General features: G+C 38.3%; 19 protein-coding genes. 6 read left to right on the forward strand and 13 right to left on the reverse strand.

Going from position 1 to position 24,829, the window contains the following annotated elements; genetic code table 11:
* From QL989_RS03505 to tkt, 9 genes are all read right to left on the reverse strand, one after another.
* Positions 1 to 2,214, reverse strand: a 2,214-nt coding sequence (locus tag QL989_RS03505; protein WP_290168280.1) for an NACHT domain-containing protein, incomplete at its 3' end; no start/stop codon positions are given.
* Positions 2,215 to 3,663 (reverse strand): P-loop NTPase fold protein, encoded by a 1,449-nt coding sequence (locus tag QL989_RS03510; protein WP_290168282.1) that lies wholly within the window; start codon positions 3,661 to 3,663, stop codon positions 2,215 to 2,217.
* 191 nt (positions 3,664 to 3,854) lie between these two features.
* The gene (locus QL989_RS03515; RefSeq protein ID WP_290168285.1) at positions 3,855 to 4,310 is read right to left on the reverse strand and encodes a GNAT family N-acetyltransferase; all 456 of its coding nucleotides are present in this window, start codon (positions 4,308 to 4,310) and stop codon (positions 3,855 to 3,857) included.
* Between the two features lie 22 nt (positions 4,311 to 4,332).
* On the reverse strand, positions 4,333 to 4,539 hold the full coding sequence (locus QL989_RS03520) for a hypothetical protein (protein ID WP_076920677.1): 207 nt from the start codon (positions 4,537 to 4,539) through the stop codon (positions 4,333 to 4,335).
* A 64-nt stretch (positions 4,540 to 4,603) separates the two neighbouring features.
* A complete protein-coding gene (locus tag QL989_RS03525; RefSeq protein WP_290168287.1) occupies positions 4,604 to 5,047 on the reverse strand; it encodes a hypothetical protein in 444 nt (147 codons plus the stop codon).
* Positions 5,048 to 5,184: 137 nt separating this feature from the next.
* Positions 5,185 to 6,417 carry a divalent metal cation transporter gene (locus tag QL989_RS03530; protein WP_290168289.1) on the reverse strand — a complete coding sequence of 411 codons (1,233 nt, stop codon included), beginning with the start codon at positions 6,415 to 6,417 and terminating at the stop codon, positions 5,185 to 5,187.
* 142 nt (positions 6,418 to 6,559) lie between these two features.
* The gene (raiA, locus tag QL989_RS03535) at positions 6,560 to 6,916 is read right to left on the reverse strand and encodes a ribosome-associated translation inhibitor RaiA (protein ID WP_008110321.1); all 357 of its coding nucleotides are present in this window, start codon (positions 6,914 to 6,916) and stop codon (positions 6,560 to 6,562) included.
* A gap of 189 nt (positions 6,917 to 7,105) precedes the next feature.
* Positions 7,106 to 7,420, reverse strand: a complete 315-nt coding sequence (locus tag QL989_RS03540; protein ID WP_010387728.1) for a pyrimidine/purine nucleoside phosphorylase — start codon at positions 7,418 to 7,420, stop codon at positions 7,106 to 7,108.
* 431 nt (positions 7,421 to 7,851) lie between these two features.
* Positions 7,852 to 9,843 (reverse strand): transketolase, encoded by a 1,992-nt coding sequence (gene tkt, locus QL989_RS03545; RefSeq protein ID WP_290168292.1) that lies wholly within the window; start codon positions 9,841 to 9,843, stop codon positions 7,852 to 7,854.
* 265 nt (positions 9,844 to 10,108) lie between these two features.
* Between tkt and metK the strand changes: the two genes are divergently transcribed.
* The 5 genes from metK to serA all read left to right on the forward strand — a co-directional run bounded on the left by metK (position 10,109) and on the right by serA (position 14,505).
* Positions 10,109 to 11,260, forward strand: coding sequence for a methionine adenosyltransferase (metK, locus tag QL989_RS03550; protein WP_008110316.1), 1,152 nt, complete (start codon positions 10,109 to 10,111; stop codon positions 11,258 to 11,260).
* A 139-nt stretch (positions 11,261 to 11,399) separates the two neighbouring features.
* On the forward strand, positions 11,400 to 11,945 hold the full coding sequence (locus tag QL989_RS03555; protein ID WP_290168294.1) for a hypothetical protein: 546 nt from the start codon (positions 11,400 to 11,402) through the stop codon (positions 11,943 to 11,945).
* 18 nt (positions 11,946 to 11,963) lie between these two features.
* Complete coding sequence (locus tag QL989_RS03560; RefSeq protein ID WP_138570863.1) at positions 11,964 to 12,560, forward strand: 5-formyltetrahydrofolate cyclo-ligase; 597 nt, start codon at positions 11,964 to 11,966, stop codon at positions 12,558 to 12,560.
* 52 nt (positions 12,561 to 12,612) lie between these two features.
* Positions 12,613 to 13,266: a ribose-5-phosphate isomerase RpiA gene (rpiA, locus tag QL989_RS03565; protein ID WP_138609384.1), complete on the forward strand. Its 654-nt coding sequence runs from the start codon at positions 12,613 to 12,615 to the stop codon at positions 13,264 to 13,266.
* 9 nt (positions 13,267 to 13,275) lie between these two features.
* Entirely contained in the window at positions 13,276 to 14,505 is a 1,230-nt protein-coding gene (gene serA, locus QL989_RS03570; protein ID WP_055013065.1) for a phosphoglycerate dehydrogenase, read from the forward strand.
* A 124-nt stretch (positions 14,506 to 14,629) separates the two neighbouring features.
* Here serA and QL989_RS03575 read toward each other — a convergent pair whose 3' ends face one another.
* The 3 genes from QL989_RS03575 to radA all read right to left on the reverse strand — a co-directional run bounded on the left by QL989_RS03575 (position 14,630) and on the right by radA (position 20,636).
* Positions 14,630 to 17,953, reverse strand: coding sequence for a ligand-binding sensor domain-containing diguanylate cyclase (locus tag QL989_RS03575; protein ID WP_290168299.1), 3,324 nt, complete (start codon positions 17,951 to 17,953; stop codon positions 14,630 to 14,632).
* 293 nt (positions 17,954 to 18,246) lie between these two features.
* Positions 18,247 to 19,179, reverse strand: coding sequence for a hypothetical protein (locus QL989_RS03580; protein WP_138608762.1), 933 nt, complete (start codon positions 19,177 to 19,179; stop codon positions 18,247 to 18,249).
* 71 nt (positions 19,180 to 19,250) lie between these two features.
* The gene (radA, locus tag QL989_RS03585) at positions 19,251 to 20,636 is read right to left on the reverse strand and encodes a DNA repair protein RadA (RefSeq protein WP_178956483.1); all 1,386 of its coding nucleotides are present in this window, start codon (positions 20,634 to 20,636) and stop codon (positions 19,251 to 19,253) included.
* A 555-nt stretch (positions 20,637 to 21,191) separates the two neighbouring features.
* Here radA and QL989_RS03590 point away from each other — a divergent pair.
* Entirely contained in the window at positions 21,192 to 23,672 is a 2,481-nt protein-coding gene (locus tag QL989_RS03590) for a PilZ domain-containing protein (RefSeq protein WP_178956484.1), read from the forward strand.
* On the opposite strand, the gene serB is transcribed toward QL989_RS03590, so the two are convergent.
* Complete coding sequence (serB, locus tag QL989_RS03595; protein ID WP_178956485.1) at positions 23,669 to 24,694, reverse strand: phosphoserine phosphatase SerB; 1,026 nt, start codon at positions 24,692 to 24,694, stop codon at positions 23,669 to 23,671. The genes QL989_RS03590 and serB overlap by 4 nt on opposite strands.
* Between the last annotated feature and the right edge of the window lie 135 nt (positions 24,695 to 24,829).

Consider the following 24,829-nt stretch of genomic DNA (forward strand, 5'->3'; position numbering starts at 1 on the left):
AACATAATCACAAACTCTGAAATGGGGTATACTTTCAAACTCGCCATTAAAGTTAATACTTACTAAATTTTTAAAATTGATATCCTTTATTTCATGGAAATCGTCGAAACTATGAAAGTCGCAAAGTGTAAGGGATTTTATCTCTGAAAGCTCTTGTAACCAAAGAAAGCTTTTCAATCTGTTAAAGTAAATAGTTATCTCTTTTTCATTTTTTAAAAGTCGAACTAGCTCACTCTCATTTTCGACCTTTTCGTCAACTGATAAAATAGCAGCTAAAGTCTCGCATCTGCTTTTAGTATAAATCGCTTTCAGAAGATCTAACTCTAGGCTCCTTTCTTTTTTTAAAGGTAATTTAATTGCTGTATTATCTATAAATTCTTTTTGTAAAAGAAAGATTATATTTTCATAGAATAACTTTAAACCTGAAAAATGAACATTATCAAAAACTTTATCATAAAAAATTCCTATTTCTTTTCGGCTCTTCCCTTGTGTAGATAATTCTTCAAAAACCAAAACCCAAATTTCTTTCCAAGCCGCTTCATACGTACTATTCACGAGGGACTGAAAACCACTCTTATTATCCTGTAACGTATCTAAATTTAAACTTATGAAGTAGGCGCAAAAATATTCTTGGAATGATAAATGACTAAAGCCAAATACATTTTCTCCATCTTCTACACCTTTGGGTATTAAAAAGCCTGTTCTATTTTGTAAATAATCGACCAAGTTATTACTATGTTCAGATAATGAATCAACATCTATTATTTCAGATAGCTGTAACTCTAAAAATAGCTTTAATTGCGATTCTTTTACTGTAAAAAAACTGCTATTGAGATTTGGTTTCGGTAGGCATTCTCTAGCTTCTTCTAATTCAGCTTCATCAAATGAGACTATGTTTTTGTCCGGTAAGCATAAGTCTCCTGCATGCATAAAATAGGCAAGCTTAGAGAGCCAGTTCTTAATATCCTGGTAGTCATATTCATGACTTAGTTTGTGTTCTAACCTTCTAGCTTTATCCATTGACTCTAGATATGTTCCAACAATTCTCTGGTATAACTCAGCTCTACCGTGAGGTAATCGACCTCTACGCCATTGAATAAAACAAATTAAGTTAAGCAATACAGGTATTCTCGATAAAGCATTTATCTGAATTAATTGAGCACTAATATTAGTGATATTTTCAATAAACTCTTTTCTTAGCTCCATTTTAGGAGGTAAGTATTTTTTTACCCAGTTTTCTGAAAATGCCCTTCTCTGCTCTGGAGAAAAAGGTGCCAGATATAAAATAGTGGGTAAATTTAGAGCTTTATCCAAAGAGACTTCCATATCGTTACTTAACTCATTATCCGCGCTGATATTGGCTATCATTTCTTTTCTGAATTGTTCAATACTGTATTTTAAAGGGGTATCTGCCTTTATAAATTTACTTCTTATATCTTTTTCATACCAAAAGCTCTGATTATTAAAACCAACAATACGGCTGGTCATTAAAAGTCTTGTTTTAGGATACTCACGCAATAATTGCTTAATTTGCTTAGCAAGCCAACTTGTTAACTCGTAAGAAATTTCATCCAAGCCATCAATTAAAAAGAAAACTTGTCCAGTAGTTAATAAATCAAAAAAGCTGTTTTTAGTGTTCTTCTCATTTAATATCAAATTAGAGAGAGCATCACCTTGCTGCATAAATATTAAATTTATGAATTCTTCATTTGATAGCTCAGATAAATTTACTTGTGATAATTTACGTACAGTAAGTAAAAGAGGGAAAAGCGGGCCTAAGCGTTTTTTTGCATAATTGTCACTCCAATGGCACAGTGAACAAACCAGCCATTTTATTAATGTACTTTTACCAACTCCCGGATCACCCAACAAGACTGTTCTTGGGTTTTCAACTATTAAATCAGCGACACTATTTAGAGGCAAAGACTTTGTCGCTTTATCATCTCCATCAATTTTCGCTAAATATTCAGCTGTAAAACGGGTTTTGCTTAGTTTTGGTATAACGTAAAGTTCATCAATGTGAACTAACTTTTTGTCACCATCGCTATCATCTAAAGCTAAGCCTTGGTTATCTAAATAGCGCTCTTCTTTTAAAAATTGGTCTAAATAACGATACAGTGGTGATTTTTCTAGATCCTTAAAATCACTAACTATTGGGTCTATAAACTTAGGTACAATTCCAGAAAACAGATCCACAGATTGTTGTGTCCACATTTAGTTCACCTGATTATGGTTAAAGTAGTTAACAAATTGATGCATAATTTCGCTAATAGTCTTAGGTGTAGATTGAGTATAAACATGTAGACCTGTTACCTCGTCAAATAAAGGCTTTAATTTGAAGATACTTAGATCACTTGGGTGCTCATATTTTGCTTGAACATCAGTAGTACGATGATCCTTATTTAATTCATAGAATGCAGAGCTAGGAGTACTATAATTAGTACCTTTTTCTGATGTAACAAAGTCAAAAATATCCCTAGCTGCATCAGCTCTTAATTCAATACTTTCGTATATTCTCCTGTAACTTACTGAAAGGCTAGAAATAATGAGAGCTATAGCAGCAAAAGACTCCGATCTTTTTGGCTCTATTATGTTATTAAACTCTTTAAAAAGTGAACAATTTTCATTAATAACACCCTTTACATTTGATCCATCAACTTTTCTTAAATAGCCTGCGAGTTTATTAGAGATCATTTTTAACCGCCTAGGGTTAGCCGGCAAAACATCATAGCTTTTCAGTATTTCGTTTAAATCCGCAATAACGGTAGAGCCATTTTCATCCTCAAACAACAACTTTAGATGGGATATAAAAAAATCTGATTTTTGTTTTTGATTAGGAATGGGTAAACGATAAGCTTCTTGACATAGCTTTTCTAAATATTCAACACCGAGGTAGCTATATTGACTGTCAATTTCGCTTTTCCTCTCCGACATTAAGTTAATAAACTGTTTCTGTAAAAATCGCTCGATTTGCTGCTGATCAATAGCAAGAACAACTGTGCAATTAGGTATACTCAAATATAGCTTCAATCCCTCAAGCAATTTATAAGCACTTTCTGGTTCACAACGATCTAAGTCATCAATAAAAATTACAAGCTTCTCTTTATTATCACCTAATAAAACATTTACAGCCTTAGTAAGAGCATCATTGATTTGATCTGCTGCTAAGCGACTCATTAGATTATCTTTTTCGTATTTTTCACCGATTTCGCTTATTTTGCTAAAACCCGATAAACCAGTAGCCTGCTTTATCACACCATCTAAAACAGTTAATGCACCAAGTACACTTACGCTAGCTAACTTGCCTGCTCCATCAATAAACTTTTTACTCGATGAAAAGTGATTTTTAATACAATGTAGTAATGCAATAATTGGTGATACTTCATTTTGATAACGCCAAGCTTCAAACCATATACCGGTATATTTACCCGTTTGTTCTTGCTTATTATTAGTAATTTCGGCTGGAGAAGTAGCAGTTACTTTTTTATATACACCAGCTAAACAAGACGTTTTTCCGCTCCCCCAATATCCAGTAATAGCTATAGTGCGAGGGCTTTCTGACTTCTCAATATCTTCAGCTATAGTGGTGACAAAAGACTCCGTACCTAAAAAATGACAAGTGTCAGCAGTTGCCTGATCGTTATGGCTATGTTTTAACGTCATCTAAGCTATCCCTTTCTTTTATAAATTATAATCAGGTTCATATAGTAATTATCAACTATATCAAAATTAAGAGTTCTAAGTTAATCATAACCTACAAAATACTGTTACTTAGACTTTCCTTATTTTAAGTAGTTAGTAAATCAAGAATTAAAAGGCGATGTAATGCTCTTTTAACTTTTGGTACAAATGGTTTAAATCCCTTTACTCATAAATAAGCTGTACGGATCTAGCTCATAATCACCAAACGGTTCACACTCTTTAAAACCAAATTGAGTGTAAAGCTTTTGTGCGGGTACAAATGCCTCTGCTGTTCCAGTTTCTAAACTTAGCTTTTTGTAACCTCGCAGTGTTGCCTGCTCAATAATATGCGTAAGTAACTTAGCCGCTATGCCTTGGCGCAAATAGTTACTTGATGTACGCATTGATTTAATTTCGCCATGAGTGGCATTGAGCGCTTTTAATGCACCTACACCCGCTAAATTATTATCAATCCATAAGCTATAAAATGTTATGTTGGGGTGAGTCAGTTTACTCACATCAAGTGCATGTACGCTCTCAACAGGTGAGTGCTTTAGCATATCGTTGTGATGCGTTTGTAATAGTTTTATGACGTGTGGGTTTGAAAGCTCACCTGTTCTTATTTCCATTTACAACTCATTTTTCCGTGTATTAATATTTAATATAAAGCGCTAATAACTTTATATTTAACTCATCATTACTTGAAGCTAAAACGCTACCGACTGATTTCGAGTGTTCTAAGTCCCCTATTCGTATCTCAAACCTTTGATTATCAAAACTATCAATAAAAATATGTACTTCTTTATCCTCATCATAAAATGATGCGAAGTTGTCTGTAATGAGCATATTAAATATCATAGTTTCTTCCTTGTAGATTAAACATAAAATAATGATCCCCTAGGACAATTTAAAGTTACAAGGCTTATAACGAAGGATTGCTATAAATTTTAAAATATTGATAAAAAATATTCTTTCTCGAAACTCCTTTAAGTGAAGAAATTAGTGGAAATAAAAATCTCTTGCTATCTAGTATTTCTATTTTCCATTCAGTATCGCCAATAAAATGAAAATTTAACGTGTTCGAGTTTTGAATATTATAATTTCGAAAAGATCCCGTTGAATACATGCTACCAATCGTAGCTGAATCAACAATATCAAGGCGCTCATTCAAGAGATGGATGTGAAGCATATCCTCGTAAGGAATGTCATCCGTCATAAAGACAAGGTATTTACAACCCGCTTTAATACAAAGCTCCAAATAAGTACCATCAACAACTTTATCTGTTTGCGTATTATTTAAAAAGATACAGCTCTGTTCTGGAGACTTAGGGATTGTCTTAAATACTTGGCTTTCAAGTATGATCATCTTTTTCACCTAGCTATTACTTTTGACAGGCCAATTCTCGCCCACCGTAGCCTATCACGGTCTACAACAAATGACATTTATGCAGAGGTTGTTTGATTTGTTCCTTTCACCTCGAACCTAGAACCTCGAATATAAAATCACATCAACTTCCACACAACAAACGCCATAGCAAAACCAACCAAGTACACCAAGCCTAACCAGGTTAAGCCACGCAAAAGTAGACTGTGTTTAATCGCAGGCTTTGAGCGAACTAGGCTGAAGTTAAGCCATGCAAAAACCGGTGTGGTTACAAACGCAAGCGTCATGGCAAAGGTAAGCATGGGCCCAAGAGCTGATTTAAAAAATAAGATCACCGCCATACCGGCCAATGCTTGTAATATAAGCCACGTATTTAAGCTGTGTTTTGATTGCTTAAAGCCTAGAAGTTTATGCGATTCGTTAAGTGTGCGGGCGTAACCGTCAAGCACGGTGAGTGTGGTGCCAAACATACACAAAAACGCGATGGCTGATACCAAAGGCCTTGCCCACTCGCCAATAGTAAGTGCATACATATCAATCAGCTGTTTAGCAAAGGCTACACCGCCAAGCTCTATATTACTGCTTTGCCCATATTGCACTAACGCACCTAAACTAAAAAATACCAGCGCAAGCCCGGCGGTTAACCAATAACCTACATTAAAGTCGAATAAGCCTTGGCTTTTAGTCACACTTTGCTGAGTTTGTTTTTCTTTAAGCCACAACGAGCTCAGTGCCGATATTTCAATAGGCGCTGGCATCCAGCCCATTAAAGCAACCATAAAGCCCAACATGGCAAGTTCATACGGTGAGGGCCCAACATAGTTTACAGGTGCTACAGGGCCGTTATTTATAGCAATAACTAATGCGGTTATGGTTGCTATAGTAAGTAGCCCCATAATAGCTTTTGCAACGTTATCGAGCACTTTAAAGTGCCCTAGTAATAATATAATTAAACACGCAGCCAATATTAACCAGCACAATAAGGTAACAGGAATACTAATAGGTAATGCGTAGTGTAATAAGCTCGCAGTAAGCAACAATACGCCCGCGGTATTTACCACAGCGGCAATAATATTTAATACAATAAAACTGTAAAAATAGCCAGGCCCTTGGTTTTTATACCCTTCGACTAAACTATTTTTAGTAGCGAGTGTGTATTCCATACCAAAACGAAAAAACGGGTACTTTAAAACGTTAACCACCACAATAAGCCAAAATAGCTGCCAGCCAAATAATGCGCCAGCTTGAGTCGATGCAACTAAGTGTGAGCCACCAATGGCAGCGGTAGCCATTAAAATACCTGGGCCGAGCGCTCCTAACCGAGACTTCCATGTGCTTTGTGTGTACTGCATTAACTTCTCAAATTTGGTGTGTTATCTGCTTTTATTATTAATTTTAATCATTAATAAACTGTGTGAATGCATAACTTACCTAATTTACAGACAATAAAAAAGAGCCCTTAGGCTCTTTTTAAAAATAACACATTGTTAGTTATTAATTTAAATCCATCTCTTGGATGATTTCATGTGCTATTTCAGGTGTGGTACTTACAGGCTTTTCATGTAAGTTCGCTTTTATTTGCCCTTTACGATGCTTTAGTGCGGCATCGAGTTTTTTAGCTGCGCTGGAAATGGCTGGGTACATAACCTCGTTTTCCCCTTTAACCGATATTCGCGCACCTTCATAATTAGTACTAATTTCTGCTTGGAACTTGTGATGCTCTTTTGAAAGAATAATGTCGAGCGCTATCAATGATGGAAAATGACTCTCAATTTTAGAAAACTTTTCGTTAATGTGTTCTTTAATAGAATCAGTAACGTCAACATGGTGACCAGAAAGATTAATTTTCATAGGGTATCCTTTTTTATGTTACCTCACAGTTAGTATTGGGGGCTAAACGAATTAACACAAGAGAAATAGCTAAATTTTGCAATTATTTATTACCCCACCTGATTTAGATCATTCATTTAGCATTAAGTATGCAAAAAGCCGCGTGATAGCGGCCTTTCAGAGGTGCTGATAATTTAACCATTCATGTAATTAATCTGTGTATGAACAGCAATAATCAGCAAAATCACTTACTTTTACATGGAAGCTGACATTAGCATCAACATTAAATGACTCACCCGCATTAAATGTTTTCCACTCGCTTTCACCTGGTAATAACACATCCCACTGCCCTGCTAACAACTCCATACACTCTTTTTGGTTAGTATTAAACTCAAATTCACCGGGTTGCATAAAACCCAAGGTTTTCGCTTCACCATTTCCTAAAAGCACAGTTCGGCTTGATACTTTGCCATCAAAATATACATTGGCTTTTTTAACCACACTAACGTTATCGAACTTTGGCATGTTAACTCCTGTTATTAATTTATAATTTTGCTACCTCCACAGTGCCTGATACACAAAAACCTTGCAAGTTAAGTGCTGTGAAAATTACTCACTTAGCAGCCAAAAGATTAAAAATGAACGACTTTATAGGGGAGTTTGCTTCGAGCAACGGGATGCGAGTTTCGAACAGTACTTTTAGTGATTTATGGACAAAGAGAACTAAAAAACGCTGCGCTTTAGAGAAGTGATCAAACAACTATTTTTTATAATTTGGGTTTTGTATTACCTCATTTTCTTCTCATTCGCTTCTCTTCGTTCAAATTAATTTTTAATGATTTGTGCACAAAGAGGGCGATGAGACACTACGCTTTAGAGAAGTGATAAAAGTACAGCTCATAAAAAAGCCCGCCCTGTTTACACAGCGCGGGCTTTTAAAACACTAAAGTAATTAATTAAAACAATGCGTTTGCTTTGTTAACTACATTTTCTACCGTAAAGCCGAAGAACTCAAATAGCTCGTTAGCTGGAGCTGATTCACCAAAGGTGGTCATACCGACTACGGCGCCATTTAGACCTACGTACTTGTACCAGTAATCAGCAATACCCGCTTCAATCGCTACGCGACGTGAAACGCTTGCTGGCAATACGCTTTCTTTGTACTCAGGCGATTGATCTTCAAACGCATCAGTACACGGCATAGATACAACACGTACTTTTTTACCCTGCGCACGTAGCTCTTTCGCAGAGTCTTGCGCTAGTTGTACTTCAGAGCCGGTTGCAATCAAAATAAGCTCTGGGTTGCCGTCACAACTTAGGATGTAACCACCCTTTTTAACGTCGCTTAATTGCTGTGCATCACGTGCTTGTTGCTCTAAGCCTTGGCGAGTAAAGATTAATGATGTAGGACCGTCTTTACGTTCAATAGCTTGTTGCCATGCAATTGCCGACTCAACTTGGTCACATGGGCGCCAGTTGTAAAGGTTAGGCGTTAAACGCATGCTGGCAATTTGCTCTACTGGTTGGTGAGTTGGACCATCTTCACCTAAACCAATTGAATCGTGCGTGTATACAAAAATGCTTGGTTGCTTCATTAATGCAGCCATACGAACCGCGTTGCGTGCGTATTCCATAAACATTAAGAACGTTGCACCGTAAGGGATAAAGCCTTTATGAAGTGCAATACCATTCATAATTGCCGACATACCAAACTCACGCACACCGTAGTAAACGTAGTTACCACTTGCATCGTCTGCCGTTAAGCCTTTAGAGCCATCCCAAATTGTTAAGTTTGAACCTGCTAAATCGGCAGAGCCACCCATAAACTCAGGTAGTAACGGACCAAATGCGTTTAATGCATTTTGTGATGCTTTACGTGATGCTGGATTTGCCGGGTTTGCTTGTAACTGCTCAATATACGCTTGTGACTTTTCAGCCCAATCAGCAGGTAAATCTGAATTTGTACGGCGTTTGTATTCTGCTGCTAGCTCTGGGAATGCTTGCTCGTATGCGGCAAATTTCTCATCCCAGCTTGCTTCAAGCTGTTGGCCTTTTTCTTTGTTATCCCACTGTGCGTAAATGTCAGCAGGGATTTCAAATGCATCACCCGTCCAACCTAAGAACTCACGAGATGCTTTAATTTCGTCATCACCTAGTGGTGCGCCATGACAGTCGTGGCTACCTGATTTATTAGGTGAGCCATATCCAATTACTGTTTTACAACAAATTAGCGTTGGTTTGTCGGTCACGCTTTTGGCTTCGCTAATTGCAGCACTTACAGCATCGCTGTCGTGGCCATCAACGTCGCTAATTACATGCCAGCCGTATGCTTTAAAACGTGCTGGTGTGTCATCGCTAAACCAGCCTTCAACTTCACCGTCGATTGAAATGCCGTTGTCATCCCAAAATGCCACTAACTTGCCTAGGCCTAATGTGCCAGCAAGCGAACAGGCTTCATGAGAAATACCTTCCATTAAACAACCGTCACCCATGAATGCATAGGTATGGTGATCAACAATGTCGTGACCTTCACGGTTAAATTGAGCGGCTAATGCTTTTTCAGCAATTGCCATGCCTACGGCATTTGTGATCCCTTGGCCTAGTGGGCCCGTAGTGGTCTCGATACCTGGCGCATAACCGTATTCTGGGTGGCCTGGTGTTTTAGAGTGCATTTGACGGAAGTTTTTAATTTCGTCCAACGGTAAATCATAACCACTTAAATGCAATAGAGAATAAATTAGCATTGAACCGTGACCATTTGAGAGTATAAATCGATCTCGGTCAGCCCACTCTGGATTTGTTGGGTTATGTTTTAGATAATCGCGCCATAATACTTCTGCGATATCAGCCATGCCCATAGGGGCTCCAGGGTGACCAGATTTGGCCTTTTGTACTGCGTCCATTGACAAGACGCGAATAGCATTTGCAAGTTCTTTGCGAGATGGCATGAATTCTCCTACCTTTATATGTATTTGCGCGGGTATTTATATACCTCCATTCTTACTTATTGTAGGGGCTGTGTGCAATTAAAAACCCATAAAAATAGGACATTATGAATATTTTTTAAGAACCTTTTACTATTATATATTTTATTTAGACGTCTAGGCGTAAAAAAACTATGCAAGTTCACTTGTTTTAGATAAAATACGCGCCTTAATTTTTTAGCGCTAATACCGACGTTTGTGAAGCGCAATATTTGTGAGCATAATTACAATGGCAAAACATTTATTTACTTCTGAATCTGTTTCTGAAGGTCATCCGGATAAAATCGCCGATCAAATTTCTGATGCGGTACTTGATGCTATCCTAGAGCAAGACTCTCATGCCCGTGTAGCGTGTGAAACTTACGTTAAAACCGGTATGGTTATGGTTGGTGGTGAAATCACTACTAGCGCATGGGTTGATATCGAAGAAATTACACGTAAAACAGTACGTGAAATTGGTTACACACACTCAGATATGGGCTTTGATGCCGATTCGTGTGCAATTTTAAACACTATTGGTAAACAGTCTCCAGACATTAACCAAGGTGTTGACCGTACAAGCCCTGAAGAGCAAGGCGCTGGCGACCAAGGCTTAATGTTTGGTTACGCATGTAACGAAACTGAAGTGTTAATGCCTGCTCCAATTACTTATTCTCACCGTTTAGTGCAGCGTCAAGCTGAGGTTCGTAAAAGCGGCGAGCTTAACTGGTTACGTCCAGATGCAAAATCACAAGTTACATTTGCATACGAAAATGGCAAGCCAGTAGGTATTGATGCCGTTGTACTTTCTACTCAGCATAGCGAAGATGTATCGCAAAATGACTTAGTAGAAGCGGTAATGGAAACAATTATTAAGCCAGTACTTCCTGCTGAGCTTATTACTAGCGCAACTAAATTTTTCATTAACCCAACGGGTCGTTTTGTTATTGGTGGCCCAATGGGTGACTGTGGTTTAACTGGTCGTAAAATCATTGTAGATACATACGGTGGCATGGCTCGTCACGGTGGTGGTGCTTTCTCTGGTAAAGATCCATCAAAAGTTGACCGCTCAGCGGCTTATGCTGCACGTTACGTTGCTAAAAACATTGTTGCTGCAGGCCTTGCTGATAAGTGTGAACTTCAAGTGTCTTACGCTATTGGTGTTGCAGAGCCTACTTCTATCAGTGTTGAAACATTTGGCACAGGTAAATTAGAAGAAGCGCGTTTAATTGAACTTATTCGTGAACACTTTGACTTACGCCCTTACGGTCTAATTCAAATGCTTGACCTTGAGCGCCCTATTTATCTTCCAACAGCGGCTTACGGCCACTTTGGTCGTGACGAATTCCCATGGGAACGCACAGATAAAGCAGACGCACTTCGCGCAGCAGCTGGTCTATAAGCCACTTAGCTAATATTTAAACGGCCCTTTTTAGGGCCGTTTTGCTATGTGTACTAAGTTAGTCGTAAAACAGTCTCGAACTGTTTAACATTTTAGGTATATACTCTGCTTATACAATAAAGCGTATTAGGGATAAAAAATGGCCGACAATTTTCGTGTTATATTTGTAGGACTTGCAGAAGGCGCAGACAGCCAAGCAGTGACCACTGCACTGACAGAAAAGCTGAAAACCTCGCCAGAAAAAGTGGCTGCTTTTTTTGATGGCAAACCGTTATTTGCCCCTTGCCCCAAAGATAAAGCACTCAAGCAAGCTAAGTTACTTTCAACGCTGGGGATTAAAAGCAAACTTCAGCAAGCTGCGGCTACACAAACGGCACCTCAAACAGCTTACGACAGCCAGCGAGATCAGCGCTTATTTGACGCCCTAGATTACATTACCAGTAGCCTAATTCGCCTTGAAGAAAAACTAGAAGATATTGAGCAACGCCTCCCTGAAGTTGAATTATCATTACCTGATGAAAATAATGAAGTATGGGAAGATGACGATTTAATGCTTGATGAGCCCCTCTCTACTGAGCCCAAAAAACGCGGCAACCTTGTTTTATATTCGCTGATTTCTACAGCCGTAATATTGCTTATTGTACTTACTATGTACTTATTATTTCCTAATTTATTCTCTTTTTAATTACGGTTAAGTTATTTAATGAGTAATAATCGCGCACAAATAAGACACGATATTCGTAAAGCACGTAATAACCTATCAAAAAACCAGCAAGAATTAGCCGCCGAATCGCTTAAAGTGAATTTTATTCAACATTTAAAAAGCATAAATTCGGCCAAAAAAAGCCATATCGCGCTTTATTTAAGTAATGATGGAGAATTAGATACCTCATTGTTAATTAATGAATTATGGAACACTGACCAGGCTATTTACTTGCCCGTAATTCATCCATTTAATGGGGCTAATTTACTATTTCAACGCTATGAAAAAAACTCACCCATGAGAGCAAATCGCTATGGTATCTTGGAGCCTAAGTTGAACTGCTCTCAAATATGCCCCTTACCTGAGCTTGATTACGTTCTAATGCCATTAGTGGCATTTGATAAATTTGGTAATCGCCTTGGAATGGGAGGTGGGTTTTACGATAGAACATTGGCACGTTTATACGAACAACACTGGCAACAACCGCAACTTATTGGCCTCGCACATGCGTGCCAACAAGTCGATGAGTTACCGATTGAATCGTGGGATGTACCACTAAAAACGATCATAACACCCGATAAAACCTACTGTTGGTAACAACTAACCTTGTAAACTAACAGCCTATTTTGACACCAATGAGCAGACAACAATGACACAAGATGAATTAAAAAAAGCAGCTGCGTGGGCTGCACTCGAGTTTGTAAAAGAAAACACCATAGTAGGTGTAGGTACAGGCTCAACCGTTAATCACTTTATTGATGCCCTAGGCACAGTTAAAGACACCATCGTTGGTGCAGTATCAAGTTCAGAAGCATCTACAGCGCGCTTAAAAGAGCTTGGCATAGAAGTGTTTGAGCTTAACGATGTAGCAGCACTTGATGTATACGTTGATGGCGCAGATGAAATTAACGCCTTAAATGAAATGATCAAAGGCGGCGGTGCGGCGCTTACCCGCGAAAAAATAGTGGCAGCTGTAGCAAAACAGTTTGTATGTATTGTTGATGATACAAAACTAGTCGATACCCTAGGAGACTTCCCTCTTCCGGTTGAAGTTATTCCGATGGCACGTAGCTACGTTGCCCGTGAATTATTAAAACTAGGTGGTGACCCAGTTTATCGCCAAGGTGTAGTAACCGATAACGGCAACGTTATTTTAGATGTACATAATTTAAAAATTACCCATGCTAAACAGCTTGAAACACAAATAAATCAAATTGTTGGCGTAGTCACCAACGGCCTATTTGCAGAGCGCGGTGCTGATAAAGTAATTATCGGCACTAAAAATGGGCCACAAATTAAATAGGATATGGTTATGAGTAAGGTATCGTTAGCAAAAGACAAAATTAAAATTCTCTTGCTTGAAGGTGTTCACCAAAGCGCTGTTGAAACGCTAAAACGTAACGGTTATAGCAATATCGACTACGTTAAAACATCGTTGCCAGAGGACGAACTTATAGAGCGCATTAAAGATGTGCACTTTGTAGGGCTTCGTTCTCGTACTCATATTAACGAATCTGTATTAAACGCAGCTGAAAAGCTAGTTGCTGTAGGTTGTTTTTGTATTGGCACAAACCAAGTAGATTTAAACGCAGCGCGTGAGCGCGGTATTGCGGTATTTAATGCACCGTTTTCAAATACTCGCTCTGTAGCTGAGCTTGTACTTGGTGAAATATTGCTGTTATTACGTGGTATTCCACAGCGTAATGCCGCTGCCCATCGTGGCGGCTGGTTAAAAACAGCTAATGGCTCGTTTGAAGCACGCGGCAAAACCTTAGGTATTATTGGTTACGGTCACATTGGTACTCAGCTGGGTATTATGGCTGAAAATATTGGTATGAACGTGGAGTATTACGATATTGAAGACAAACTATCTTTAGGTAATGCTACACAAGTACATAACTTAACGCAGCTGTTGCAACGCGCTGATATTATTAGCTTACATGTTCCAGAGACACCGCAAACTAAAAACCTAATTGGTACAGCAGAGCTTGCCGTGATGAAGCAAGGGTCTATTTTAATTAATGCTTCTCGCGGTACTGTGGTTGACATTGACGCCCTAGCTGAAGCACTAACAGAGAAGAAACTTAGCGGTGCAGCCATTGATGTATTCCCAGTTGAGCCTAAATCAAACGATGAAGAGTTTATTTCGCCACTACGTGAATTCGACAACGTTATTTTAACGCCGCACATTGGGGGGTCGACTCAAGAAGCACAAGAGAATATTGGTATTGAAGTAGCAGGTAAACTCGCTAAGTACTCAGATAATGGCTCAACTATTACAGCAGTTAACTTCCCTGAAGTATCATTACCAGAACTTGCCAACCGTAGTCGCTTGTTACACGTGCACCACAACCGCCCTGGCGTGTTAACGCAAATTAACCAAGCGTTTGCTCAGCATGGTATTAATATTGCCGCACAGTACTTACAAACGGACGAAGCAATTGGTTACGTGGTTATTGACGTAGACACCGTTCAATCTGAAGTAGCACTAAAAGAACTGAGTGCTGTTGAAGGCACAATTAGAGCCCGTATTCTTCACTAAATAATCAGCTATCAGCTATCAGCTATCAGCTATCAGCTATCAGCTATCAGCTATCAGCTATCAGCTATCAGCTATCAGCTAAAATAATAAAAGCCGTACTTGAATAATCAAGTGCGGCTTTTATTTACTGCCACTTTATTTGTATATTTTTGCTTAATGAGCTTTTTACTTGCAGATGATTAGCCTCAATTAATGCAGTTGTGTTCTCTGTAATCTGGGCAAATAAACCGTCCGCCTCGCAACTTATATTATCCAACCCTATCCATGCATTTCGATTGGAGTTCTTAGCTGCATATAAACAATGATCAGCAATGTCAACGACCCGCTCCCAACTCAATGCTTGAGGCCTATTGGGTAGAAATGGGTAGCTTGCAAACCCAATAGAGCAGGTTTTATTAATCGTTTCGCTATCACTAATTTTAAAAGCGTGTTTTTCTATAGCCGCTCTAAGTCTTTCGGCTAATTCAGCGGCATTATTACGTTCTGAAAAACGTGCAACGACTAAAAACTCCTCTCCGCCCCATCTAACACAATAATCTAACTCTCTAAATATCTGCTTTAAAACGTCCTTTATCTGCATTAATACGGCATCTCCGGCAGTATGGCCATAAACATCGTTAACTCGCTTAAAGTGATCAATATCAATAAGGAAAAAAATTAGATCGGCATCTTTAATAGTTGCTAGTGTTTTTTGCTCGCTGTGTTCAAAGTATTTACGATTGACCAGCTCTATATCAGCAAGTAAGTTATTGGCTAAAAATCGTCTATTGTAGAGTCCGGTTAATTCGTCGATAACACTTAACTTTACTAACTCTGCATTCGCTTGTTGTAACCCTAAAGTACGCTCTGCCACTTTAAGCTCTAGTTGCTCGTTTACTTTTTTAATAAAGTGCACTTTTTTATATTGCGCGCGCACAAATAACCAAATAGCCAACACAACTAAGACTACATAACCGGTGTAAGCCCACCACGACAACCAGGGTGGCGGTAGCACTTTGATTTTTAATGCTGTAGCAGTTTCATTCCAAACCCCATAAGGATTACTCGCTTTAACACGTAAAATATACTCCCCAGTAGGTAAATTAGTATAAGTTGCACGACGGTTTTTATAATCCGTTTTTATCCACTCGTTATCTAAACCAGCCATTTGAAATGCATATTGGTTTTTTTTCGAATTAGAAAAATACAGACCACTAAACTCAAAAGTAACTAAGTTTTGCTTATGAGTTAACGTTATTTCAGAAGTACTGTGAATTGCTTTTTCGAGGCTATATCCAGATCTAATGTTATTCACAATCTCTGTTTGGGTAGCCGTTTTACGTTTAACTTCACCTACTGGTACCGACTTATTCGACAGCAACATATCAGTAAAAACCACCTTTGGAGGTCGACTATCAATTTTAATATCATTTGGATAAAAACGATTAAACCCGTTAATACCACCAAAAAACAACTCGCCCGTTTTACTTTTAAATGAGGCATCGGCATTAAATTCATTGCTCTGCAAGCCGTCGCTAACGTTATAATTTTTAAAGCGTTTTGTTTTAGTATTTAAGTGCGAGAGTCCTTGGTTAGTGCTCAGCCAAATACCAGTATTATCTTCTTCAATTCGGTAAATGACATTATTTGCTAAGCCATCTTCTTCAAAATAATGAGTGAAACTTCCCGTTGCCTTATCAAGTAAATTTAAACCACTGGCTGTCCCTACCCAAATATTACCTAAATGGTCTTCTTTGATTGCGTAGACGGTATTATGACTTAAGCTTCGAGGGTTAGTATCTTGATGAGTGAAGTGAGTAAACGTTTGTGTATCAGGATTAAAATGATTAACTCCTTTCCATGTACCTAACCAAAGGTGACCACGACGATCCTCGGTGATCACTCGGATGGTATCATCATTTAAACTATTACTATTATTTGGATCATGATTGTAGTGAACAAACTGCTCAGTAAGAGGATTAAAACGACTCAATCCTTGCCATGAGCCTAACCATAAATATCCATCGCGATCTTCTGTTATTACACTAATAGCTTCTCCACGAACACTATTTATATTACTTGGATCATGGCGGAAGTGCTTAAATTTCTCTGTTGAAGGATCAAAACGACTTAACCCTCCTTGATCGGCCCCAAGCCACAAATAGCCTTGCTTATCTTGGGTTATTGCGTAAATACGATCGTCGTTTAAACTGTTGCTGCTGGTGTCATCATGTCGATAATGAGTAAACTTCTCAGAAGCTGAATTAAATTTATTAAGCCCACCTCCCCATGTACCTATCCATAATGACCCCTCACGGTCTTGGGTAATTGCTCTGATCATATTATGGCTAAGGCTGTAAGGGTCTGTTCTTTGATGGTTGTAATGGGTAAACTGCCTAGCAATTGAATTTGAACGATTGAGACCTCCGCCGTCCATTCCTACCCACAAGTTATCATGCTGATCGTAAATAATTGCTCTAACAATATCGTTGCTTAAACTATTAGGATTTGTTGCATCATAACGATAATGAGTAAATTGTTTCTTGGTAATATTAAAATAATTAAGCCCACCACCTAGCGTAGCTAGCCATAGATTACCTTGTTTATCGGGCGTAATTGCATCGACATTGTTATCACTTAAACTGTTGTCGTTATTTGATTGATATTTATAATGGGTAAACTTTTTTTCTACTAAATTAAAATAACTTAAACCGCTACCACGTGTTCCTATCCACAAGTTATCTAAATCATCTATATGAATGGCACTAATAGTATTATTGCTAAGACTATTTATTTGATTAGGCTGATGACTATAATGGCTAAACAGTCCTGTTTTTGGACTGAAATGGTTAAGGCCCCCATTCCATGTTCCTATCCAAAGTGAGCCGTTATCATCCGAAGTTATAACACTAATCGCGTCATCGCTAATACTATTTTTAGTATCAGCTTGATGGCGATAATGAGTAAACTTTTTGGTACTGGGGTTAAACCGATTCAGGCCACCTTTATCTGTTCCAATCCATATATTGCCTTGCGAGTCTTGGGTAATAGCGTGCACTGAGTTATCGCTTAAACTATTTGCATCGTTTGGATCATGCATATAACGGATAAACCGCTCAGTAGTAGGATCAAAACGGTTAATACCACCTCCTCGTGTGCCTATCCATAATTCACCGTCTTTACCTTGAGTAATTACCTTAATATAGTTATTTGATAACGAATACAAATCATCTTTCTGTTTTTTAAAGACCTTAAACTCATAACCATCGTAACGCGCAAGGCCTTCCTCAGTTCCGATCCATAAAAACCCTTGCTGATCTTGTAAAATCGCTTTTGCACTACTTTGTGGTAACCCATTTTCTATTGATAAGCGCTCAAAACGCACAGCAGGACCTGCAGCTAATACAGATGGGATCGAAAACACAATAACAAGCCACATTATGCACAAATACTTTATTTTTTTACTCAAACAGAAAACTCCAATTACCAGGGGCTGTTGTATTTCAGAATTAAAACTTGTTTCACCGAGGGGAGACTTTATCACGCTACGAGTTGGTAACTTAGTAGGCGAAGAAAATAAGCAGGCAAAGCTGCAGCGTCAAGCCCATGTCCCTTAGCAGAATCCAAGCAATCACCTTTCATTTAAAATAGTAGGTTACTTTACAAATATATATAATATTTAATTAATAAAGACACAAAAAAGCGCGAGCTAAACTCACGCTTTCATTATTTAACATGTAAAGTCTGGTTAATAACTAGTGCTTATTTGCCTTTAACTTCTAAGTTTATAAACTTAACCAGCTCTTCAGGTTGCCCTGCTAATATCATTAGCTGCTGATTTACTTCCATCATGGTTTTACCTTCCGGTAGTTTAGCCGAGACACTAAGCGAATTTAGGCCTTTAGCAAAGTCAGTTAATGCTTGTGCTATTTCTTCGGTTACCGGCGCTTGTTGTAACTGTTGAGCCAGCATCATTTGCATTTGCTCTAGTGTCATACCTTGTTTGGCTAGCTCACTTTCTAGCAAGGTACTTAACTCACCTTGATTATCGAGCATTACACTCAAAGTACGTGGCTCTAACTTGCTCATTGCTTGCATAATAAGTGTTTGCTGTTGTAACTCTTGCTCATAAGTAAGCGGGGTATCACCTGCTGTTTGCTGAGCTTTGCTTATTTCTAGTGAAGCATCCATAAGCGCTTTAGAATTAGCCAGTCCCATATTCATATCAATGCTGGCAATATCGTTGGCGTGTAGTTTAACAACTATATCGCTGTTTCCAGATTGTTCATCGTAATCTAATGATGAGTGTAAATCATAACTGGCCGAGGCAAGTTGTGTATTTGTATCTGCTGGCAGTGTAGCGACAAAACCTTCATCAAATTGGAAATTCTTTAGTGTAAAAGCAGTATGTGGCGATATTTTATCGGTTTCGTAACCTGTTACTTCCACATGCTCAACTGTGGCAATATTTTTACCCTCAGGGCTAGTCACTTCTATATTGCTAATAGCAACACTATTTGAAATAACACTCGCCGATAGCTCTGCATAGTTAAAGCTTGCACCTGTTTGCTCGCTAACCAAAGCCAACTGCTTATCAACCTCAGCGCGTACCTCTTGGGTTGCTACATAGTTTGCATAGCTTACGCCACCCACACCTGCAGCAATAATCGCGGCTGTAATCACTAATTTCTTCATGTTATTTCCTTATTCTGTATATAAGCGGTATTACTCTAAAGAGTAACATTGCTCGGCAGTCGCTGTAAGCGTTAATTTATTAAGCTAAGTAGCTCGTGCACTGTTTTAACTGGCGTTATTTTAGCACCTAGCCCTTCCATGGATTTATGGTAATTACGAAATGGGATAAATATTTCAGTAAACCCATGTTGCGCCGCTTCTTTAACACGGGGCACACCACTGTCGATTGGGCGTACATCACCATTTAAACTTAACTCTCCCATAATACAGGTGGTTCGTGGAACAACGAATTCGTTTAAACTACTCAAAAGTGCAGTAACAAGCGCTAAGTCAATACAGGTTTCTGATTCATCAATTTTTAAACCACCGACAATATTAAAAAACGTATCGTGGAATATTTTGGTTTTAGTGTGCTTACGTAAAATACCGGTAAGCATTTTAATCCGATTCATATTTAAACCAACACATACTCGCTGTGGAAACTCTGCCTCGGTTTCTGTGGTTAAACACTGAATTTCAAGTAGTAAATTACGATTTCCCTTACGAATACAGGTAATCGTCGACCCTGGTGACTCGGTGGTTGAACCCGATAAGAAAATTTCACTGGGGTTATCAACACTGAGCATTCCGCGTTCACACATTTTAAAAATACCGACAGTATCTATATCACCAAAGCGATTTTTATTAGCGCGTAGGGTGCGCACTTGACCATCGTTGGTATCAATATGTAACAGTGCATCAACTATATGTACTAGAGTTTGCGGGCCGGCTATTTCATTATTCTTATTTACGTGAGCAATAATAAACATAGTCACGTCGTTTTGCTTACAGTACTGTGTTAATGCCTGAGCAGCACTTTTCACCTGAGAAGGCGAACCAGGGCTACCATTTGCGGTATCGGTAACAACTGCTTGAATGGAGTCAATAACGGCAAATTTAATTTTGTTTTTATCAAGCTCTTCAATAATAGTTTCAACACTGGTCTCAGACAGTAAATAAAGTTCATCTTCGTTGTAATTAAGCTTTAACCGGTTAACCCTGTTTTTAAACTGCGACAGGGACTCCTCAGCAGTACAGTAAAGTGATGGCATACGCTGAGACATTCTTGCCACTAAATCAGATAGCAGCGTTGTTTTACCCGCCCCAGGATCGCCAGAAATAATATTAACTGAGCCGGTGGTTACACCGCCACTTAGCACACGATCTAGTTCACCAATTTCAGTAAGCTGTTTTTCAGCCTCTGCAGTGGCTACATCATTAATCTTTTTAGAACCACCACCAATGCCGCCTGCATAGCCACCTACACTTGCACGAGCAGCTACCTTTTTGTTTTGCCCTGCAGAGGGTTTAAACTCTGCTAAAGTGTTCCACGCGCCACAGCGACACTGACCTTGCCAGCGTTGATAGTTCATGCCACATTCTGTACAAACAAACTCTACTCTTGCCGCTTTAGCCATTTAAACCTTACCTACTATTCTTTATTTTGAAATACACAGTGTTAAGCGCTTATTTTGCCATTGCTGGCTCTACCTTAGCAACAACGTCTTGTGGATCAGCGCATTTAGTATCACACTCACAGTATGCTAATGTAGTTTCACTTAACCTACTTTAGGGCATGTTTCTTGCTTTAAAAAACTAATTAACCCTTGCCAATTAATTGGCTATTAGAGAATAACAATAAATAACCTGAACTCTGGTTAAGATATTTACTAACATATTGAGTCAAAATAGATATTTGTGCTTATTTTTCTCTAGCTAGAGATTTTTAGTGAAAACAAGGCGAAATTACGCGTCAATAGCTAGCCTATTGCAAGTAAACTCAACGCAGTTAGCGCTGAAAATAGCTGCTTGAGATGGATTTATTATCCGGAGTTCAGGTTAAAAACAAAGTATAGTTACGCATAGTATTATGGCCGCATTTGGCGGCTTTGCGAGATTCGATTTATTAAATATTCTAATAAATAATTGTAACAGTATACCTACTTTTTAAATTAGACGGTGACGATTTATAAATGGCTGATGACGTATTGCTTAAGCATGAAGCGCTTGTAGATGAATTAAAACAGTATTTAGGAAATCCTAAATTTGATCTCATTTTCAAGACAAAAACCGCCGAGTTAACTAAACCCGAGCAGTTTTTAATAAAAATGGAAATGTCGCGTTTATCTCAGCCGATAGACCGTTTTATTGATCTGCGTAGTTTAGTCACTGGTCAAGTAAAACCTTATGAATACAAAGGCAAGCAGCACTTTATGGATGACACCGCTATTGAAGTATTTGAAGCGGCTATAAAACAACATAAAGATTACACTCTTGCAGTATACGAAGCGGTAATGAATACCGAAAATAATTATCGCGTATTACAACAAAAATCAACGACTACCCCACCTAAAGAAATTGAATCATCGCGCGAATTGTCTACCGATGTAATTAAATTTGCAGCTTATGAAAATCGCAGTGAAGAGCGGATGAATTACTCAATTAAAATTACTATTGAGTATGACGGACAAGCAAAAATCGATGCAAGTACCTCTGATATTTCAATCAGTGGCTGTAAAATTAAGTTAGCGTCGCGCTATCGCTTAAAAAAAGGTCAGCTTATAAATATGCACCTAGTAGGCTTAGAGCAAGATTTTCAGCTTGGCCTCAAAAGTGGCGTTAAATATGAAGTCGTTGCAATAGAAAATACCTCAGAAGAATTTAATCATATCCGCTTGAAGCGTACATTTGAAGAAAATAACAGCGCGTTTGATCGTTTTTTAGAAAGCTTTATTCATGGCAATAAACGCCGTTATAAAGTGAATTTAGATAACACCCTCGATGCAGTTATTTCTAAAGGGTATGAACAATATTATATACCTAGGGTTAATTCTTTATATGTTTTTATTAGCCAGCAAAACGGCGTTTATTATCCTAGCCTGAGCTTAACTACTGAAAACAGTTTATTTATTCAGCGTTATTTTACTGATGAACGCAAAAAATCATGCCTTTACAATGTGTTAAATCATAAGCGTATTCGTACCTTGGCGCTAAAACCGATTGCAGTAAAAGAAGAGTATTTGTATACCTTTACCCATGTCTCTGCAGGAAAAATTTATTATTACTCAGCCACTCGCTCAGAGCTTGAGCAACAAGCAAAATTAAAAGCGTTATTTTTTGGTTTTGGTAGCCGAAGAGACAGTTGGCGCTGCTTTAAATTACAACTAATGCCGAGTCATACTGAAGATGCTTATATTCCTTTATCTTTACCTAACTCTTTAGGCAAAGATATTGAAAAACTAAATAAACCACCTTCACCACGTGTTGAAGGCGCAATAAAAGACGTTAAGTATTTAATGCTACTTACCCAAGTTGGTAATGAGCATGAACAACAACATTATCAACAATATGAATTTGATAAAGCCTTAGCCAATAAATTGAAATATTTTGGCCACAGTAAGCACGCATCGCCACCGGAACTTAATACTGTGCCTCTAGAGTATGTAAATCTTCGCTCTAATAAACGCTATTTATACAAAACTAATGTTGTGATTAATACTCGTGATGCGGTATTACATGGGCATACCCGTGATTTTTCAATATTTGGCTTACAGCTAGAGTGCAATCAAGAAGTGAACTTTAAAAAAGGCGATATTGTTTCGTTATCATTTCCTGATTTGCAAAAAATTACTAAAAACTATTCATTAAATCTTATTCAATATGAAGTAATGGCTGTGAGTAAATCGCTGACTACCATTAATTTGAAAGCGTATGTAGATAAAGGCTCATCTCATACTGGGGTCGATTTTTTTACTCTTTTAATAAGTAGCAATAAACAAAAATTAAAAGTAGCAGAAGAATCACCTAAAGTACCCGGGCTTTCTACAGCACTTAGAAATATGGTAACCAAAACGCTTTGCCAGTTTCCGATTTATTTACATAAATCAATGGCGCATTTTGAAATTGGCGCTATGGGATTTGGTTTATATCCAAGCCCACTGCATATTATTTTGCAAAATTTTTCCTTATTAAATGCTAAAACAGACTTATCGGATATTATTACTAAAGCGCATATTATTGATGTGATCACCCCTAATATTAAAGAGCGTACCCGCCAAGATCCGCCATTAGAGTTTAGTTTAATAATTAACTTTGATCCTAAAAAAGATAATATAGCGGATGCTATTACCAGCCAATGTGTTTTAGGTACTGACTGCAGCGAGTTTAAACAGCAAGTAAGAAAAGGGCTTAAATCTGAGCTGATTTTTATAATGCGTTTATATATTTCACGCACTGGTCGACTCGATACTGACTACCTAGCAAACGAGCTAAAATACGTCAGCCAATACGCAATTCACAAGGCCAAAGACTTAGAGGATGCTTTGTGGTCTGTATCAGGTGTTGGCGATATTATTGATGTCAGTGATGAAGCGCTTGAGCATTTAGCGCTCAACCAACAACAGGTTGAGCAAATGTCTAGACGAAAGCTCATCTGGTTAAATCGTTTACGTTAAACCTTTGATGTGTTTAGCGGAACCGCCAGCATATATAACAGTTGCAATAACGAGCCTTGGCAAATAGCTGCTTGGGCTTGCTCAACTACTTTTGGTTTACCATGTACAGCAACGCCTAAGCCAGCTTGAGCCATCATTTTTAAATCGTTTGCGCCATCGCCAATGGCAACCGTTTGGCATTTTTCAAGCCCCAGCTTTTGTTGTAGCGAGTTTAAAACAACCGCTTTTTGCTCAGCATCAACAATCCCACCTAACACTTTACCTGTTAGTTTATCGTCTTTAAATTCAAGCACATTGGCATGCACTTCATCTAAATTAATCAGCTCCTGTACTCGCTCAGCAAACGGCACAAAACCGCCCGATGCAATCGCTAAATACCAATCATGGTGTTTTAAAATTTGGCATAACGCTTTAATACCGGGCATTAAAGGCAGTGTACTTTTAAGCTCATCAATTAAACTCTTTTCAATGCCTTCAAGCTTAGCAACACGCTGATATAAGCTTTCACTAAAATCAAGCTTGCCTGCCATTGCCTGCGCGGTCACGCTGGCAACCTCGTCATATACATTCGCCAAGCGTGCAATTTCATCAATACACTCAATAGTAATGGCTGTTGAATCCATATCCATTACTAATAACCCAGGTTTTTGTAAATCAGGGGGACAGGTTACTTGCACTAACTGACACGCCAAGGTATTTGCAAAAGTTTGAAGTTCAAGTGGATTTATTACACGCTCTGCATTTTCTATATAAAAACATAATGCCGGAGATAACCCTAAATCTGGCTGATATTGACAAATAGCCGTTACTTTTTGCTGGTGAGCCGCAAAGAACTCAATAATGCTATTAATATGCTGAATATTAAAATCACCGCCAAAGGCAATACTAAATAACCCGTGGTTTCTGTTTGGTGTTGTATTTAGTGGTGTAAAAACACCTTGTTGGTAGCTAAACCATTTATTAAGAATAAGTGATGATGATAATAGCTCAGCGCTTTGCTGTGCCATGTTCGCGTTCGACATGGGATCTCCGTTTATATTTCCTGACATTTAGCTCATTGATAATAAGGATATGAGATACAAAATTCGCCATCAGGGGGGATTTAGGGTTATAGTGTAGTTGTAACATCAAATCAAAATGCTGTCAGCAGCATAAAC

The sequence above is a fragment of the Pseudoalteromonas sp. APC 3224 genome (assembly GCF_030407535.1).
GTDB lineage: Bacteria > Pseudomonadota > Gammaproteobacteria > Enterobacterales > Alteromonadaceae > Pseudoalteromonas.

Bases quoted from the DNA above. Each gene is read 5' to 3' on its own strand.
- QL989_RS03510 (WP_290168282.1), bottom strand. From the start codon at position 3,663: ATGACGTTAAAACATAGCCATAACGATCAGGCAACTGCTGACACTTGT.
- QL989_RS03515 (WP_290168285.1), bottom strand. From the start codon at position 4,310: ATGGAAATAAGAACAGGTGAGCTTTCAAACCCACACGTCATAAAACTA.
- QL989_RS03520 (WP_076920677.1), bottom strand. From the start codon at position 4,539: ATGATATTTAATATGCTCATTACAGACAACTTCGCATCATTTTATGAT.
- QL989_RS03525 (WP_290168287.1), bottom strand. From the start codon at position 5,047: ATGATCATACTTGAAAGCCAAGTATTTAAGACAATCCCTAAGTCTCCA.
- QL989_RS03530 (WP_290168289.1), bottom strand. From the start codon at position 6,417: ATGCAGTACACACAAAGCACATGGAAGTCTCGGTTAGGAGCGCTCGGC.
- raiA (WP_008110321.1), bottom strand. From the start codon at position 6,916: ATGAAAATTAATCTTTCTGGTCACCATGTTGACGTTACTGATTCTATT.
- QL989_RS03540 (WP_010387728.1), bottom strand. From the start codon at position 7,420: ATGCCAAAGTTCGATAACGTTAGTGTGGTTAAAAAAGCCAATGTATAT.
- tkt (WP_290168292.1), bottom strand. From the start codon at position 9,843: ATGCCATCTCGCAAAGAACTTGCAAATGCTATTCGCGTCTTGTCAATG.
- metK (WP_008110316.1), top strand. From the start codon at position 10,109: ATGGCAAAACATTTATTTACTTCTGAATCTGTTTCTGAAGGTCATCCG.
- QL989_RS03555 (WP_290168294.1), top strand. From the start codon at position 11,400: ATGGCCGACAATTTTCGTGTTATATTTGTAGGACTTGCAGAAGGCGCA.
- QL989_RS03560 (WP_138570863.1), top strand. From the start codon at position 11,964: ATGAGTAATAATCGCGCACAAATAAGACACGATATTCGTAAAGCACGT.
- rpiA (WP_138609384.1), top strand. From the start codon at position 12,613: ATGACACAAGATGAATTAAAAAAAGCAGCTGCGTGGGCTGCACTCGAG.
- serA (WP_055013065.1), top strand. From the start codon at position 13,276: ATGAGTAAGGTATCGTTAGCAAAAGACAAAATTAAAATTCTCTTGCTT.
- QL989_RS03580 (WP_138608762.1), bottom strand. From the start codon at position 19,179: ATGAAGAAATTAGTGATTACAGCCGCGATTATTGCTGCAGGTGTGGGT.
- radA (WP_178956483.1), bottom strand. From the start codon at position 20,636: ATGGCTAAAGCGGCAAGAGTAGAGTTTGTTTGTACAGAATGTGGCATG.
- QL989_RS03590 (WP_178956484.1), top strand. From the start codon at position 21,192: ATGGCTGATGACGTATTGCTTAAGCATGAAGCGCTTGTAGATGAATTA.
- serB (WP_178956485.1), bottom strand. From the start codon at position 24,694: ATGTCGAACGCGAACATGGCACAGCAAAGCGCTGAGCTATTATCATCA.